This window comes from Nocardioides aestuarii (assembly GCF_039527245.1).
Lineage (GTDB): Bacteria > Actinomycetota > Actinomycetes > Propionibacteriales > Nocardioidaceae > Nocardioides > Nocardioides aestuarii.
In genome coordinates this window covers 1,203,986-1,217,598 of record NZ_BAAAJT010000002.1, presented here as the reverse complement: position 1 = coordinate 1,217,598, position 13,613 = coordinate 1,203,986, and the positions used below count along the sequence as shown (strand labels likewise).

At 73.2% G+C, this 13,613-nt stretch carries 18 protein-coding genes; 5 read left to right on the top strand and 13 right to left on the bottom strand.

Annotated elements, in window-relative coordinates:
• Window positions 1-8 precede the first annotated feature (8 nt).
• Window positions 9-1,346 (top strand): protealysin inhibitor emfourin, encoded by a 1,338-nt coding sequence (locus tag ABD091_RS06330; RefSeq protein WP_343916521.1) that lies wholly within the window; start codon window positions 9-11, stop codon window positions 1,344-1,346.
• 6 nt (window positions 1,347-1,352) lie between these two features.
• Here ABD091_RS06330 and ABD091_RS06325 read toward each other — a convergent pair whose 3' ends face one another.
• From ABD091_RS06325 to ABD091_RS06315, 3 genes are all read right to left on the bottom strand, one after another.
• Window positions 1,353-1,976, bottom strand: coding sequence for a TetR family transcriptional regulator C-terminal domain-containing protein (locus ABD091_RS06325; protein WP_343916519.1), 624 nt, complete (start codon window positions 1,974-1,976; stop codon window positions 1,353-1,355).
• 76 nt (window positions 1,977-2,052) lie between these two features.
• Window positions 2,053-2,742, bottom strand: a complete 690-nt coding sequence (locus ABD091_RS06320; protein ID WP_343916517.1) for an aspartate/glutamate racemase family protein — start codon at window positions 2,740-2,742, stop codon at window positions 2,053-2,055.
• Between the two features lie 13 nt (window positions 2,743-2,755).
• Complete coding sequence (locus tag ABD091_RS06315; RefSeq protein WP_343916515.1) at window positions 2,756-3,499, bottom strand: SDR family NAD(P)-dependent oxidoreductase; 744 nt, start codon at window positions 3,497-3,499, stop codon at window positions 2,756-2,758.
• Window positions 3,500-3,555: 56 nt separating this feature from the next.
• On the opposite strand from ABD091_RS06315, the gene ABD091_RS06310 reads away from it, so the two are divergent.
• A complete protein-coding gene (locus ABD091_RS06310; protein WP_343916513.1) occupies window positions 3,556-3,978 on the top strand; it encodes a hypothetical protein in 423 nt (140 codons plus the stop codon).
• A gap of 55 nt (window positions 3,979-4,033) precedes the next feature.
• Here the strand turns inward: ABD091_RS06310 and ABD091_RS06305 are convergent, their stop codons facing one another.
• On the bottom strand, window positions 4,034-4,372 hold the full coding sequence (locus ABD091_RS06305; protein ID WP_343916511.1) for a thiol-disulfide oxidoreductase DCC family protein: 339 nt from the start codon (window positions 4,370-4,372) through the stop codon (window positions 4,034-4,036).
• A gap of 92 nt (window positions 4,373-4,464) precedes the next feature.
• Between ABD091_RS06305 and mshA the strand changes: the two genes are divergently transcribed.
• Together mshA and ABD091_RS06295 are read left to right on the top strand one after the other, a co-directional pair.
• Entirely contained in the window at window positions 4,465-5,730 is a 1,266-nt protein-coding gene (gene mshA / locus ABD091_RS06300; RefSeq protein WP_425571486.1) for a D-inositol-3-phosphate glycosyltransferase, read from the top strand.
• Window positions 5,727-6,251, top strand: a complete 525-nt coding sequence (locus tag ABD091_RS06295; RefSeq protein WP_343916509.1) for a type III secretion system chaperone family protein — start codon at window positions 5,727-5,729, stop codon at window positions 6,249-6,251. Before mshA ends, ABD091_RS06295 begins: the two co-directional genes overlap by 4 nt.
• Here ABD091_RS06295 and ABD091_RS06290 read toward each other — a convergent pair.
• From ABD091_RS06290 to ABD091_RS06250, 9 genes are all read right to left on the bottom strand, one after another.
• Window positions 6,248-6,598, bottom strand: a complete 351-nt coding sequence (locus ABD091_RS06290) for a DUF1304 domain-containing protein (RefSeq protein WP_343916507.1) — start codon at window positions 6,596-6,598, stop codon at window positions 6,248-6,250. The genes ABD091_RS06295 and ABD091_RS06290 overlap by 4 nt on opposite strands.
• 25 nt (window positions 6,599-6,623) lie before the next feature.
• Complete coding sequence (locus ABD091_RS06285; protein WP_343916505.1) at window positions 6,624-7,520, bottom strand: DMT family transporter; 897 nt, start codon at window positions 7,518-7,520, stop codon at window positions 6,624-6,626.
• Between the two features lie 57 nt (window positions 7,521-7,577).
• Window positions 7,578-7,949: a hypothetical protein gene (locus ABD091_RS06280; RefSeq protein ID WP_343916503.1), complete on the bottom strand. Its 372-nt coding sequence runs from the start codon at window positions 7,947-7,949 to the stop codon at window positions 7,578-7,580.
• Window positions 7,936-8,499, bottom strand: a complete 564-nt coding sequence (locus ABD091_RS06275) for a hypothetical protein (RefSeq protein WP_343916499.1) — start codon at window positions 8,497-8,499, stop codon at window positions 7,936-7,938. Before ABD091_RS06275 ends, ABD091_RS06280 begins: the two co-directional genes overlap by 14 nt.
• Window positions 8,496-9,113, bottom strand: a complete 618-nt coding sequence (locus ABD091_RS06270) for a hypothetical protein (RefSeq protein WP_343916497.1) — start codon at window positions 9,111-9,113, stop codon at window positions 8,496-8,498. Before ABD091_RS06270 ends, ABD091_RS06275 begins: the two co-directional genes overlap by 4 nt.
• Entirely contained in the window at window positions 9,110-10,627 is a 1,518-nt protein-coding gene (locus tag ABD091_RS06265) for an AAA family ATPase (protein ID WP_343916495.1), read from the bottom strand. Before ABD091_RS06265 ends, ABD091_RS06270 begins: the two co-directional genes overlap by 4 nt.
• Window positions 10,624-10,917 (bottom strand): hypothetical protein, encoded by a 294-nt coding sequence (locus tag ABD091_RS06260; RefSeq protein ID WP_343916493.1) that lies wholly within the window; start codon window positions 10,915-10,917, stop codon window positions 10,624-10,626. The genes ABD091_RS06265 and ABD091_RS06260 overlap by 4 nt, the downstream gene beginning before the upstream one ends.
• Before the next feature lie 93 nt (window positions 10,918-11,010).
• Window positions 11,011-11,691: a response regulator transcription factor gene (locus ABD091_RS06255; RefSeq protein WP_343916491.1), complete on the bottom strand. Its 681-nt coding sequence runs from the start codon at window positions 11,689-11,691 to the stop codon at window positions 11,011-11,013.
• The gene (locus tag ABD091_RS06250) at window positions 11,688-12,818 is read right to left on the bottom strand and encodes a sensor histidine kinase (protein ID WP_343916489.1); all 1,131 of its coding nucleotides are present in this window, start codon (window positions 12,816-12,818) and stop codon (window positions 11,688-11,690) included. The genes ABD091_RS06255 and ABD091_RS06250 overlap by 4 nt, the downstream gene beginning before the upstream one ends.
• A gap of 122 nt (window positions 12,819-12,940) precedes the next feature.
• Here ABD091_RS06250 and phoU point away from each other — a divergent pair, with 122 nt between their 5' ends.
• On the top strand, window positions 12,941-13,591 hold the full coding sequence (gene phoU, locus ABD091_RS06245; protein ID WP_343916487.1) for a phosphate signaling complex protein PhoU: 651 nt from the start codon (window positions 12,941-12,943) through the stop codon (window positions 13,589-13,591).
• The last annotated feature ends 22 nt before the right edge of the window (window positions 13,592-13,613 follow it).

Genomic DNA, 13,613 nt, shown 5'->3' with positions numbered 1-13,613 from the left:
GAAGAAGCATGACGGCTCTCGGGATCCACTGCTTCGTCCCTCCCTACCTGCTCGCCGAGCTCGCCCGGCGCGGCACCCTCGACGCGGGCTACGTCGATGCCTGCCTGCGGGTCGACACGACCTTCCGCGAGCGCCGCGGCCCCGGCCGCGACGGGGGTACACCGCCACGCGCGGGTGACGCCCGCTGGACCGTCCACACCTCCGACGGGTCCGAGCGGCTGCCGGGGGAGCCGGTGCGACGCGAGGGCGAGCCGGCGACCGGCGACGAGGCGGTCGACGAGGCCGCCGCCGGGATCACCGCGACGCTCGACCTCTTCCGCGACGACTTCGCCCGTGACTCCTACGACGCCGCCGGGGCCAAGCTGCTGCTGACGGTCCACTACGGCCGCGACTACGCCAACGCCTTCTGGGACGGCACCCACCTCGTCTTCGGCGACGGCGACGGTCGCGTCTTCCGCCGGTTCACCCGCGCGATCGACGTCCTCGCCCACGAGTTCACCCACGCCGTCACCGAGCACACCGCCGGCCTCGTCTACCGCGGCCAGTCGGGCGCGCTCAACGAGTCGGTCTCCGACGTCTTCGCGATCTGCCTCAAGCAGCGGGTCCTCGGCCAGGACTCCTCGTCCGGGTCGTGGCTGATCGGCGAGGAGATCTTCGTCCCCGGCGTCGAGGCGCGCGGCCTGCGTGACATGGAGCGGCCCGGGACGGCCTACGACGACCCCCGGCTGGGGAAGGACCCGCAGCCGGCCCACCTGGACGACTACGTCGAGACCTCCGACGACAACGGCGGCGTCCACCTCAACTCCGGCATCCCCAACCGTGCCTTCGTGCTGGCGGCCCGGGCGATCGGCGGCGACACCGCGACCGGGGCCGGGCGGGTCTGGTACGACGCCCTCACCTCGGGCGACCTGACGCCGACGTCCGACTTCGCGGCCTTCGCTGCCGTGACGGTCGCGGTCGCCGGCGACCACGCCGATGCGGTCACCGCCGCCTGGGAGGGAGTGGGCGTGACCCCGGGGCGGTCGTCCACCACCCCCTCACCCGGCGAGGCGCCGCGGCCGGTCGCCGGACCCGTGGTCGTCCGGCGCAGCGGCGGCATCGTGGGGCAGGTGGTCGAGGGGGCCATCGACCCCTCGGCCGACGACGACGTCGCGCGGGAGGTGCGGACGCTGGTCGACCGGGTCGACCTCACGGCCGCCGCGGCGGCGTACGGCAACCAGGCGGACCGCTACACCTACCGGGTCCGCGTCGGCGACGGCGACGGCGCCCAGGAGGTCGACGTCCCCGAGGGTGCCCTCACCGACGACCTCCGCCGCCTGGTCACCCTCGTCCTCGGCGGCCGCTGACCCCCCTCAGGCGCTTTTGCTTGACGTCAAGCAACGGCCGCCGACCAGGGCGTCGAGGTGGTGCGCCACCGTCAGGTCGAGCTGAGCGCTCTCGTCACCCCTCGACGCGCGGCACGCCCTGATGCGAAGCCCCTCGACCGTCGCGAGCAGCGCGGAGGTGGTGGCCGGGAGGAGGCTCACCCGGACGTCGTGGTCCGCAGCCGCCCGCGAGGACAGGTGGTGCCCGAGCGCCGTCGCCTCCTCGCGGCGGAGGTGGGCGACGAGGGCGCCGAGGTCGTCGTCACGGGCCGACTGCTCGACGAGGGCCAGCCAGACGCGCGCCCACCGCCGGGTCTCCTCGGAGGTCGGCAGCAGGCCCCGGTGACCGTGGGCGTAGACCCGGACGTCGATCCAGCGCTCCCAGCGGCCGGCGAAGTGTCGTGCGAACACCAGGCGCAGGGCCTGCTGGTCGCCGAACCACTGGTGGACGGCCTGGCGGGTCAGCCCGAGGGACTGGGCGAGCGACGCGGGGGTGAGGGCGGCCCACCCCTGGTCCCCGACGATGGTGATGCCCAGGTCGGTGACCATGGCATGCCGGGAGGAGGAGTCCGGCTCCAGCATCAGGTGGCGAAGGTCGTCCAGGTCGGGCACAGCGCCACCTCACCACGTCGCGAGGCCGCGTGCGGCGACTCGTCCACAGGCGCCCCGCGGGGCGCGTTGCTTGACGTCAAGCAAGCGCGCGGTCGAGGGCGGCCGCGACGTGGAGGGTTGTGCAGGGGAAGGCGGGCAGGTCGATGTCCGACTGCGAGATCAGCAGCTCGAGCTCGGTGCAGCCGACGAGGATGCCCTGGGCGCCCGCGTCCCACAGCTCGTCGACGATGGAGACCACGCGGCGGCGCGTGGTGTCGACGACCCGGCCGTGCACGAGCTCGTCGTAGATCGCGGTGTTGAGGAAGTCGTGGTGGGCGGCGTCGGGGACGACGACCTCGACGCCGTGCTCGGCCATACGCTCGGCGAAGAACGGGTCGGTCATCGCGACGGTCGTGCCGAGCAGCCCGACCTTGGTGATCCGGGCCGCCTTCACCGCCTCCGCGACGACGTCGCCGAGGTGGAGCAGCGGGATGTCGACGGCAGCGGCCACCTCGTCGGCGACCTTGTGGAACGTCGTGGTGCACAGGACCAGGAAGTCGGCACCCGCGCGCTCGACACCGCGGGCGGCGTCGGCGAGCAGCTCGCCGATCCGGTCCCACCGCTCGGCGTCCTCCAGCGCGGTGAGCTCGGCGAAGTCGACGGCCGAGAGGACCAGCTTGGGCGAGGAGAGGCCGCCGAGCCGTTCCTGCACGCCGACGTTGAGGTCGCGGTAGTAGACGAGGCTGGATTCCCAGCTCATGCCCCCGACGAGTCCGATGGTCTGCACGCCGCGCAGTCTCTCAGACCCGGTGGACCTTGTGCTGGGCTGCTTGCGCCCGCGGACGGATGACCAGCTCGTCGACGTTCACGTGGGAGGGACGGGTCGCGATCCAGGCGATGGCGTCGGCGACGTCCTCGGCGACCAGTGGGTCGGGCACCCCGGCGTAGACCGCGTCGGCCTTCTCCTGGTCACCGCCGAACCGGACGGTCGAGAACTCCTCGGTGCGCACCATCCCCGGCGCGATCTCGGAGACCCGGATCGGCTCACCGCACAGCTCGAGCCGCAGCGTCTCGGTGAGGACCTGGGTGCCGTGCTTGGCGGCGGTGTAGCCGCCGCCGCCCTCGTAGGCGATCCGGCCGGCCGTCGACCCGACGTTGAGCACGAGGCCGTCGCCGGAGGCGCGCAGGGCCGGAAGCAGCGCCTGGGTGACCTGCAGCGTGCCGAGCACGTTGACGTCGTACATCGCGCGCCACTGCTCGGGGTCGGCGGTGGCCACGGGGTCTGACCCGAAGGCCCCGCCCGCGTTGTTGACCAGGACGTGGAGGGTGTCGCCGACCGCCTCGGCCAGGCCGGCGACCGAGGCCGCGTCGGTCACGTCGCAGGCGACCGCCTCACCACCGATCTCGTCGGCGAGGGCCTCGATCCGCTCGAGGCGGCGGGCGGCGCAGAAGACCCGGAACCCCTCGGCGGCCAGGGCGCGCGCGGTGGCGGCCCCGATCCCGCTGCTGGCTCCGGTCACGACGGCGGTGCGCTGGGGAGTCATGCCCCCATCCTGCCTGCCCTCGCAACAGGGTCCACCGACTGGCAGAATGCTGCGCCATGTCGCTTCGGGTCCTGGCTGCCGCTGTCGGTGTGCTCGGTGGCGGGTGCTGGATCGCCCGCTGGGCCGCGGGTGACCCGACGTGGGGCGACGCCACCCACTGGGCCGGGCTCGTCCTGCTGGCCGTCGCCCTCGCCGTCGTCGGAGCCGGGCTCGTCAGCCGGTCGGCCCTCTGGCTGCGGGTCATCGTCGCGATCGCCTTCCCGGCCCTGGTGTGGTCGGTGTACGCCGTGGTGCGCGGCAGCGGCGACGCGTTCGCCCTCGACGGGGTCGTCGGTGCGGTGGCGGTGGTCTGGAGCCTGGTCGTCCTGGTGCTCGCCCTGCGCTCCCGCGGGGGTGACGGCGGCGAGGAGGTCGGGCCCGCGAAGCCGCCCAAGCCGGTCAAGCCGGTCAAGCGCAAGCCCGGCTCCCACGCCCGCTGAGGCGCTCGATCGCCCGGTCGGCAGCGCAGAGGGGCCGCCGATCGCCCGGTCGGCGTCAGCCGAGCCAGGCGGGGAAGCGGGAGCGGTTCGCCGCCACCCAGGCGTAGGCGCGACGGGAGAGGGGCGCGACCGGTCGGCTGGCCACCACGCGTCCCAGCAGCCTCACGGGCCACCAGCGTGACGTCCGCAGCACGCGGGCGACGGCCTCGTGGCCCCGCAACAGGGCTCCGTCCGGCTCGACCCACCATGCGGCCTCGGCGAGGTCGCGGGCGCTGAGCCCCAGCGCGGCGGTGTCGACCTCGCTCGCCGGGGCGGCGTCGAAGCGGCCGCCGGCGGCGTACGCCCAGCGCAGGCTGCGGCGGCAGAAGCCGCAGCCCCCGTCATAGATCAGCACTCCTCGAGCCTAGTCCGGAATGATCCGGCGCCCCCCGTGGTTCTCCCGGGTGGCCGTGGACGGATTGTCGAACGACGAGAAGAGGCGATGACGTGGGCGAGGGACGCAACCTGCGCAGGGTGGCGATGGTCAGCCTCCACACCTCCCCGCTCGACCAGCCCGGCACCGGCGACGCCGGCGGCATGAACGTCTACGTGGTCGAGCTCGCGAAGCGGCTCGCCACGCGGGGCGTCGAGGTCGACGTCTTCACCCGCGCGACCACCTCCGCGCAGGAGCCGGAGGTGCTTGCCGCCGACGGCGTCCTCGTCCGCCACATCACGGCCGGTCCGTTCGAGGGCCTCGGCAAGAACGAGCTGCCCGGACAGCTGTGCGTCTTCGCCCGCGAGGTGCTGCGCGCCGAGGCCCAGCACCCGGTCGGCCACTACGACGCGGTCCACAGCCACTACTGGCTCTCCGGCCAGGTCGGCGCGCTCGCCCGCGACCGCTGGGGCGTCCCCCTGGTCCACTCGATGCACACCATGGCCAAGGTCAAGAACAGCGCGCTCGCCGAGGGCGACACCCCCGAGCCCGAGGGGCGGATCATCGGTGAGGAGCAGGTCGTCGAGGCCGCGGACGCGCTGATCGCCAACACCGACCTCGAGGCCAAGCAGCTGATCGAGCTCTACGACGCCGACCCCGGCCGCGTCGACGTGGTCCACCCCGGCGTCGACCTCGACGTCTTCCGGCCCCACGACCGCGCCGACGTACGCCGCGAGCTGGGCCTGCCCGCCGACGCGGCCGTCCTGCTCTTCGCCGGCCGGATCCAGCCGCTCAAGGCGCCCGACGTGCTGCTCCGCGCCGTGTCGGTGCTGCTCGACCGGCGACCCGACCTGCGCTCCCGCCTCGTCGTCCCCGTCGTCGGCGGCCCGTCGGGCTCCGGCCTCGAGCACCCCACGGCGCTCGCCGACCTCGCCGCCGAGCTCGACCTCGACGACGTGGTCCGGTTCGTGCCCCCGGTCGCCCAGTCCGAGCTGAGCCGTTGGTGCTCGGCGGCCGACCTGGTCGCCGTCCCGTCCTACAACGAGTCCTTCGGCCTCGTCGCGGTCGAGGCGCAGGCCTCCGGCACCCCCGTCGTCGCCGCGGCGGTCGGCGGACTCACCACGGTCGTCCGCGACGAGCGCTCCGGGCTGCTCGTCGACAGCCACGACCCCCGCGACTGGGCCTCGACCCTCGAGCGGGTCGTCTCCGAGGAGGGCCTGCGCGACCGGCTGGCCGCCGGCGCGGTCGAGCAGGCCCGCGCGTTCTCGTGGGAGCACACCGCCGACCACACCCTCGCCGTCTACCGTCGGGCGTGGGAACGGATGGAGGTGCTCGTGTGAGCGACGGAGACCATCGCGCGGCCGAGGTGCTGCGCACCTATCTCGCCGACGCCGAGGTGGAGCACGAGGAGCTCCAGCCCGGCGTCTTCAGCGTCACGATGCCGGGGGAGCGCAAGCTCCAGGTCCCGGTCCGGCTCGACGTCGGACCCCACGCGCTCGGCGTCCACGCCTTCGTCTGTCGCCGTCCGGACGAGAACGCCGAGGGTGTCTACCGCTGGCTGCTCCAGCGCAACCTGCGGATGTATGCCGTCGCCTTCGGCATCGATCCGCTCGGCGACATCTACCTCGACGCCCGGCTCCCGCTCGCCGCGGTCACCCCCGAGGAGCTCGACCGGCTGCTCGGCTCGGTCCTGACCTACGCCGACGAGTCGTTCAACACGATCCTCGAGCTCGGCTTCGCCTCCTCGATCCGCAAGGAGTGGGAGTGGCGTACGTCGCGGGGCGAGTCGACGCGCAACCTCGACGCGTTCCGGAGCTGGCTCGAGGCCGACGCCGCGCGGGCCGCTGCCGACCAGGCCTAGGCGAGCGCGACCGCGGCCAGGGCGAGCGCGGCGGGCAGTGCCTGGACGAGCAGGATCCGCGAGCTGACCGTCGCGGCGCCGTAGCCCCCGGCGACGACGACACAGGCCAGGAAGAAGACCTGCACGTCGGTCCGGTCGGCGACCAGCCCCCAGCCCAGCCCCGCGGCGAGGAAGCCGTTGTAGAGGCCCTGGTTGGCGGCCAGCGCCTTGCTGCGCTCGGCGAAGTCGGCGTCGAGGCCGAAGGTGCGGCGGCCGACGGGCGCCGTCCAGAGGAACATCTCGAGCACGAGGAAGCCCAGGTGGAGCACGGCCACGAGGGCGACGAGCACGGACGCGACGACGGTCACGGGTCCAGCCTGACACCTGCGTCGTTCAGGCGGGCACCGACTCGCGCACCCGGCCGCGCGGCTTGCGTCGGGCGACGGCCACGCCGACCAGCGCGAGCGCGCCGCCGACGTAGGCGATGGCCGGCGGCGCCTCGTCGAGGAACACCAGGCCCAGCACGATCGTGATCGGCGGCACCAGGTAGGTGGTGACCCCGAGGCTGGAGGCACTCATGTGCTTGAGCGCGAAGCCGTAGGTGGTGAAGGCGAGGGCGGTCGGGAAGACCCCGAGGTAGACCAGCCACCACAGCGAGGAGGCGGGCGCGGTCGCCGCCTGCGACCACAGCTGGCCGGCGAAGGGCAGGCACGCGATCGCCCCGATCGTGCAGGCCAGCCAGACGACGTGCACCGAGCGCAGGGTCGCCATCAGCGGCTTCTGCAGCACGGCGCTGACGGCGTAGACGACGGCCGAGACCAGGACGAGGACGACGCCCAGCGGATCGCGTTCGCCGTCGGGCGACGTCGACAGCGCGATGAGCGCGACGCCGCCGAAGGCGAGCGCGAGGCCGAGACCGAGGTAGGCGGTGAACCGCTCGCCGAGGAAGATCGTCGCCAGCAGCGCGATGAGCACCGGGGAGACCTGGATCAGCATCGAGGCCGTGCCGGCGTCGACGCGCTGCTCGCCCTCGTTGAGGGCCACGTTGTAGACGGCGAACCAGAGCAGCCCGATCACCACGATCGAGCGCCACTCGGCCGCCGTCGGGCGCGGCAGCCCGCTGGCCAGCGCCACCACGGCGAGGCAGGCCGCCCCGACCAGCAGCCGGCCGAGGGACAGCGCGCCGGGGGAGAAGTCGTCACCGAGGTGGCGGATCGCCACGAACGCACTGGCCCAGAACACCAGCGTGCAGGCGACGGCGGCGAGGGGCAGCCAGGGGCGGGTCGTCACACGTCAAGCGTACGGACGCCGATGACGCCGATCGAGCGGTTTTCGGACAGCGAGGCGTCAGTTCCGGCCAGTCTCCCGGCGACCCGAGCGCACCCGGGTCCCGACGACCACGGCGGCGACGGCGATGGCCTGGGCAGCGGGGATCCACGGTCCGACGACATCGGGCCGGGCGAACGTGCAGGCGGTGACCGCGATCGTCGCGACGAAGGGCACGAGCTGCTCGAGGCAGCCGAACCCGCCCCGCACCCAGATCAGCGTTGCCGCGACGGCCGTGAGGGCCACGTCGAGCCACAGGGCGACGAGCCAGACACCGACCCCGAACACCCAGGTGTAGGCCGAGAGCGTCACCAGCAGCAGGGCTGCCGCGCTCAGGAGGATGAAGCCCCAGCCGGCGTCGCCCGGCCCGGTCGCGGAGTCAGGCGTGCTCATCGGCCGGGTCCTGCTCAGCGACCACGGCCGAGCCCATGACGGCGTCGAAGAGCTGCGTCATGGCCTCGTCGTGCTCGACCAGCGGGGTGGAGCACGCGACGTGGACCAACCGGTCCCCGTCGACGATCACCCAGTAGTCGACGGCGAGGGAGGCCAGGTCGTCCGACCGCTCCCCGACGGCCGGTTGGCGCGTGCGTACGGTGCGGGCCACCCGGCCCACCGGGAGGGTGAAGCGGTCGGCGTCGACCCCGACGACCTCGTCCCAGGCCGGCGAGTCCTCCGCGACCCGGTGGCGGGTCGGGGTGACGACGAGCGAGCCGCTCAGGGGAGCGCTGCGGGGCCCGGCGATCGCGAGGTAGGTCGCACCGCTGTCCCGTGCGCGGTCGCACTGGGCGAGCAGGTCGTCGCGCAGCTCGCGGCGCATCCTGGCGCCCTGGCCGTCGTCGAGGGGGAGCGCCCGTACGGCGCGCTGGACCTCCCGCTCGCAGGCGGGGGCGTCGTGGAGCGGGAAGCCGACCCAGCCGGGCGGCAGGACGAAGCGCAGCCTCACCGGCCGCCCCCCGGACCCAGCTCGACGGTGAGGGACTCGGCGATGTCGCGGGTGGCGACGGCGAACTCCTCGAGGAGGTGGAGCGAGGTCGTGGTGAAGGCCAGCGAGATCGCGTCGGTCGTCCCGTCGGGGAAGACCACGAACTGGAGATACTGCTCGATGGTGCCGTCGACGACGCCCTGGTGGTCGACGAGGACTGCCGGCCCGGCCGGCAGGTCGACCCGGAGCGTCTCGAGGTGGAGCCGCTCCTGGCCCTCCGGTGGGTCGGCGGCGTGGACGAGGGACTCGAAGCCGTCGCGGTCGGCGTCGGTGAGCAGCTCGGCCTTCATCACCGCGAGAGGATCGCCGGCCTCCCGGTCGGGGACCCAGACCCCGAGCAGGAGCAGCTGGTCCTCCAGCAGCCTCGGCTGGACGGCGACGAGGAAGGCGGTCAGCCGCGCCTGCGCCTCCTCGCCGTCGGCGAGGTCCTCGGCGACGTCGCGCAGCGCGGCGAGAACGGCCTGGCCCTCGGGTCCGTCGACCGATGCCAGGGGCAGGGACGCCCAGTCAGGCGGCGCGCCGACGTCCCACGCCGCGATGAGCTGGTCGCGGGTCTTCCGGGTCAGCGGGCTCACCGGGCGAGGGCCCCGTCACCGGGCAGGTCGAGCTGGTCGGCCGGGCTGTTGAACCACTGGTCCCACAGGTCGCTGGTCGCGAACTGGTAGGAGTCGAGGCCGAAGCTGACCCCCGTCGCCCCGAAGCCGACCCCGGTGAGCGCCGTCGCGCGCGTGAAGAGGTCGCCGTTGCGTACCGCCGCATCGATGCCGCTGGAGAAGTTGACGTGCGCCAGGGCGTCGGCGTTGCCCGTGAACCGCGCCAGCGCCTCGGTCATCGACGCGCTGTTGCGGATCGCGTTGAACGCGGCAGGGGTCTGCGACCACGCGGCGCTGAGGTTGGCCCGGTTGAAGACGGTCGCCAGGTTGGAGGGAAAGGCCCTGACGTCGGCCAGCGCACTGGTGAACGGCGCGGTGCCGCTGAACATCGGGACGTTGCGGCCCGCCTGGGCCATCGAGCGGGCCTGGGCGCGCGACAGGTTCGAGATCGCCGAGTTGCCCCCGAGCATCGAGCGGATCGCGGACGCCGAGGAGCCGCCGGGCAGGCCGGCGGCGATGCGCGAGGCCGGGGAAGTCGCCGCGAGCCGGCCCGCGTTGAGCCGCGCCAGGCCCTGGGCGCCCCGGGCGGCGCCGCGGGCGCCGGCGATCACCGCGCGACCGATGCCGAAGGACAGCACTCCGACGAGGTCGAGGATCACGCTCTTGAGCGAGCCCTTGCCGCCGATCAGGAGCGCGACGTTGCACACGAGCGACACCAGGCCGGCGATGAGCGCGACGGTGCCGAGGACGGCGGCCAGCGCCTGCCCGATCACCGGGATCCAGCCCACGGCGAGCGCCAGGATGCCGCAGACGGCGGCGATCATGCCTGCGAAGTCGGCGATCTTCTTCAGCACACCCGCGATGTTGTCCCACTTCGAGTCGTTGAGGTCGCCGGAGTCCTTGACGTCCTCGATCGCCTCACGCGCCGTCCGAGCGGCCCGCTCGGCGTCCTCCCGGGCCTGCTGGGCGTCGCCGATCGCGCGCTGCCACGCACCCTCGGCCTCGGCGACGTCGCCCTCGGTCCGCGTGACGATGACGTAGTAGCCGCTGAGGTCGGCCGGCGGCGCCTCGGGCGGCGCGGCCGCGTCGTCGTCCTGGGCCTGCTGGAGCCGCTGGCGGGCCGAGTCGAGGCGCTGGCGGGCGTCGTGGGTGTCCTCGCGGGCGCGGATGCCGCGCCGGAGGGCGTCGTCGGCGTCGTCCTGGGCGCGACCGAGCGCGAAGCCGTAGGTGTAGAGGGCGTCGCCGACGCCCTGGTAGCGCTCGTGGGCGCGCTCGATGTCGCGCGCGACCTCCTCGGCCTTGCCGACGAAGACCTCGACGGCCTCGCTCTCCATGTCGGGAGCGGCGGCGATCTCGCGCAGCCGGCGGGCGGCGGTCTGGATCGCGTCGGCGACCTCGCGGTAGTGGCGACCGGCCGCGATGGTCGCGTCGGCGTCGCCGGGTGTCGGGTCGGTGTGCAGCTCGACTGCGTACCAGTCGGACGGGCGGCCGCTCACACCTCCTCCCCGCGGATGAGTCGGGCGAGGTCGCGGTCGAGCTCGGCGAAGGCGCGGCCGCTCTCGCTCGCGGCGGTCGCGAGGGCGGCGATGTTGCCGAGCATCTCCCCGCGCCGGTCGTTCCAGTTGTGCGCGAAGTCGCGCACCCGGTCGGCGAGGTCGTCGTTGCCGACGGCCTCCGATGCGCGGTCGCTGTTGTCGTCGGCGTGCTCGAACTCCGTGGCCACCAGGCGCAGGCTCTCGCCGGCTTCCTGGAGCACCTCGGTGTCGACGCTCAGGCGGTCTCCCACGTGACATCCCCCGTTGATGACGTGCTTCTCGGTCCGGGCCCACGCCGGACAGGACAATCCTAGGCGAGGCGTACGGCGCCGCGCAGTCGGACCTCAGAGATCCAGCTTGTAGCCCAGCCCGCGCACCGTGACGAGGTAGGCCGGCTCCGACGGGTTGGGCTCCAGCTTCGCCCGCAGCCGCTTCACGTGGACGTCGAGGGTCTTGGTGTCGCCGACGTAGTCCGAGCCCCAGACCCGGTCGATCAGCTGACCGCGCGTGAGGACCCGGCCGGGGTTGCGGAGGAACATCTCGAGGAGCTCGAACTCCTTGAGCGGGAGCCGCTGCTCGGTGCCGTTGACGGTCACGACGTGGCGCTCCACGTCCATCCGGACCGGCCCGGCCTCGAGCGCGCCCTCGTCGACGTCGCCCTCGCCGGCACCGCGGCGCAGCACCGCGCGGATCCGGGCGACCAGCTCGCGCGGGGAGTAGGGCTTGGTGACGTAGTCGTCGGCGCCGAGCTCGAGCCCGACGACCTTGTCGACCTCGTCGTCCTTGGCCGACACCATGATCACCGGGACGTTGGAGGTCGCCCGGATCTGGCGGCAGACCTCGGTGCCGGGCAGCCCCGGCAGCATCAGGTCGAGCAGCACGATGTCGGCGCCGTTGCGGTCGAAGTCGGTCAGCGCGTCGGGGCCGGTCGCGGCGATCGACACCTCGTAGCCCTCCTTGCGCAGCATGTAGGCGAGGGCGTCGCTGTAGCTCTCCTCGTCCTCCACCACCAGTACGCGGGTCACTGCTCGTTCTCCTGCTTCCTGCGGGGCAACGTGAGGGTGAAGGTGGATCCCTGCCCCTCGACGGACCACACCCTGATGTCACCGCCGTGGGTGGCGGCGACGTGCTTGACGATCGAGAGGCCGAGCCCGGTCCCGCCGGTCGAGCGGTGGCGGGCGGGGTCGACCCGGTAGAACCGCTCGAAGATCCGCTCGACCTCCGACTCCGGGATGCCGATGCCCTGGTCGACCACCGAGATCTCGACGGTCTCGGGCAGCGCCTTCGTGGTCACCAGGACCGTCGAGCCGTCGCCCGAGTAGGCGATGGCGTTGGCGACCAGGTTGGCGACGGCAGCCGTCACCTGCTCGGTGCTGCCGTAGACCTCCAGGCCCTCGGTGCCGCCGGAGACGACGGAGATGTGGCGGGAGTCGGCGTCGATCGCGCTGGTGTCGACGGCGGTCTTGACGACGTCGTCGACCGACACCGGTGCGGGACCCTCGATCGGCTCGTTGGCCTGGAGACGGGAGAGCTCGATGATCTGCTGGACCAGCCGGCTGAGCCGGTCGGACTCGGTCAGCATCCGGCCGCTGAAGCGGTGGACGGCCTCGGGGTCGTCGGCGGCGTCGGCCACCGCCTCGGCGAGCAGCCGGATGGCGCCGACGGGTGTCTTGAGCTCGTGGCTGACGTTGGCGACGAAGTCGCGGCGCACGGCCTCGACCTGCCGCTCCCGGGTGCGGTCCTCGACGAGCGCGAGCACGAGCCGGCTGCCGAGCGGAGCGACCCGTGCGGTGACGTGGCGCGGCGAGAGACCCGGCCGGCCGAGCAGCAGCTCGGTCTCGCGGATCGTGCCGTCGCGGCGTACCTGACGGACCAGGTCGGCGAGCTCGTCGGAGACCAGCGCGCCGTCACGTACGAGCCCGAAGGCGTAGGCCGGGGCGCTGGCCTTGAGGACCGCGTCGTCGTCGCCGACGACCACGGCGCTGCTGCGCAGGACCGAGAGCACGGTCGCGATCCCGGGCGGGACCGGCGACTCGGGAGCGGGGGGCGTCTTCTGCTGGATCCGGTCGCTGACCGCCCACGCGAGCACGGCCGAGCCCGCGACGGCAGCGCCCAGCACCGCCGCCAGGAGCGCCTGGGTCGTCGGATCCACGACTCACAGGGTACGGCGCCATTCACCGGGGATTCCGCTCCCGGACGTCATGCCGCCCAGTGTTCACCGCTCGTTCATGCATCGACCCCGTCCCGTCACCTCGCCCACTTAGGGTGGGGTCCATGCGTGAGGCTTTCCATGACCAGCTCGACTCCATCTTCGACGACCTGGCCGGCATCTGCCGCCAGGTCGAGACCGCGGTCCGCGACGCGTCGACGGCGCTGCTGACCGGCGACGCCGAGATCGCGGAGCGGGTGATCACCTCCGACGCGACCATCGACACCGCGCGCGAGAAGGTCGAGGACGACTGCTTCATGCTGCTCTCGCTCCAGGCGCCCGTCGCCGGCGACCTCCGGGTCGTCGTCTCCGCGCTGCGGATGGTGAGCGAGCTCGAGCGCATGGGTGACCTCTCGGTCCACGTCGCGAAGATCGCCCGGCTGCGCGTGCCCGAGGTCGCCGTGCCCGACGAGGTCCGGCCCACGATGTCCCAGATGGCCGAGGTCGCCCAGGACATGGTGTCCCGCGTCGCCCAGATCATCACCAGCAAGGACGTCGAGGCCGCGATCGCCCTCGGCCGTGACGACGAGGTGATGGACCGGCTGCGCCGCCAGAGCTTCCGCGAGCTGCTCGCCGACGAGTGGGCCCACGGCGTCGAGGCCGCCGTCGACCTCGCCCTCCTCGGCCGCTACTACGAGCGCATCGCCGACCACGCCGTCTCCGTCGCCAACCGGATCGTCTTCGTCGTGACCGGTCAGCAGCCGGTCGACGCCTGAGGTAGCTGCAGCTGCAGGAATC

Bases quoted from the DNA above. Each gene is read 5' to 3' on its own strand.
- ABD091_RS06330 (WP_343916521.1), top strand. From the start codon at position 9: ATGACGGCTCTCGGGATCCACTGCTTCGTCCCTCCCTACCTGCTCGCC.
- ABD091_RS06315 (WP_343916515.1), bottom strand. From the start codon at position 3,499: ATGACTCCCCAGCGCACCGCCGTCGTGACCGGAGCCAGCAGCGGGATC.
- ABD091_RS06310 (WP_343916513.1), top strand. From the start codon at position 3,556: ATGTCGCTTCGGGTCCTGGCTGCCGCTGTCGGTGTGCTCGGTGGCGGG.
- ABD091_RS06280 (WP_343916503.1), bottom strand. From the start codon at position 7,949: ATGAGCACGCCTGACTCCGCGACCGGGCCGGGCGACGCCGGCTGGGGC.
- phoU (WP_343916487.1), top strand. From the start codon at position 12,941: ATGCGTGAGGCTTTCCATGACCAGCTCGACTCCATCTTCGACGACCTG.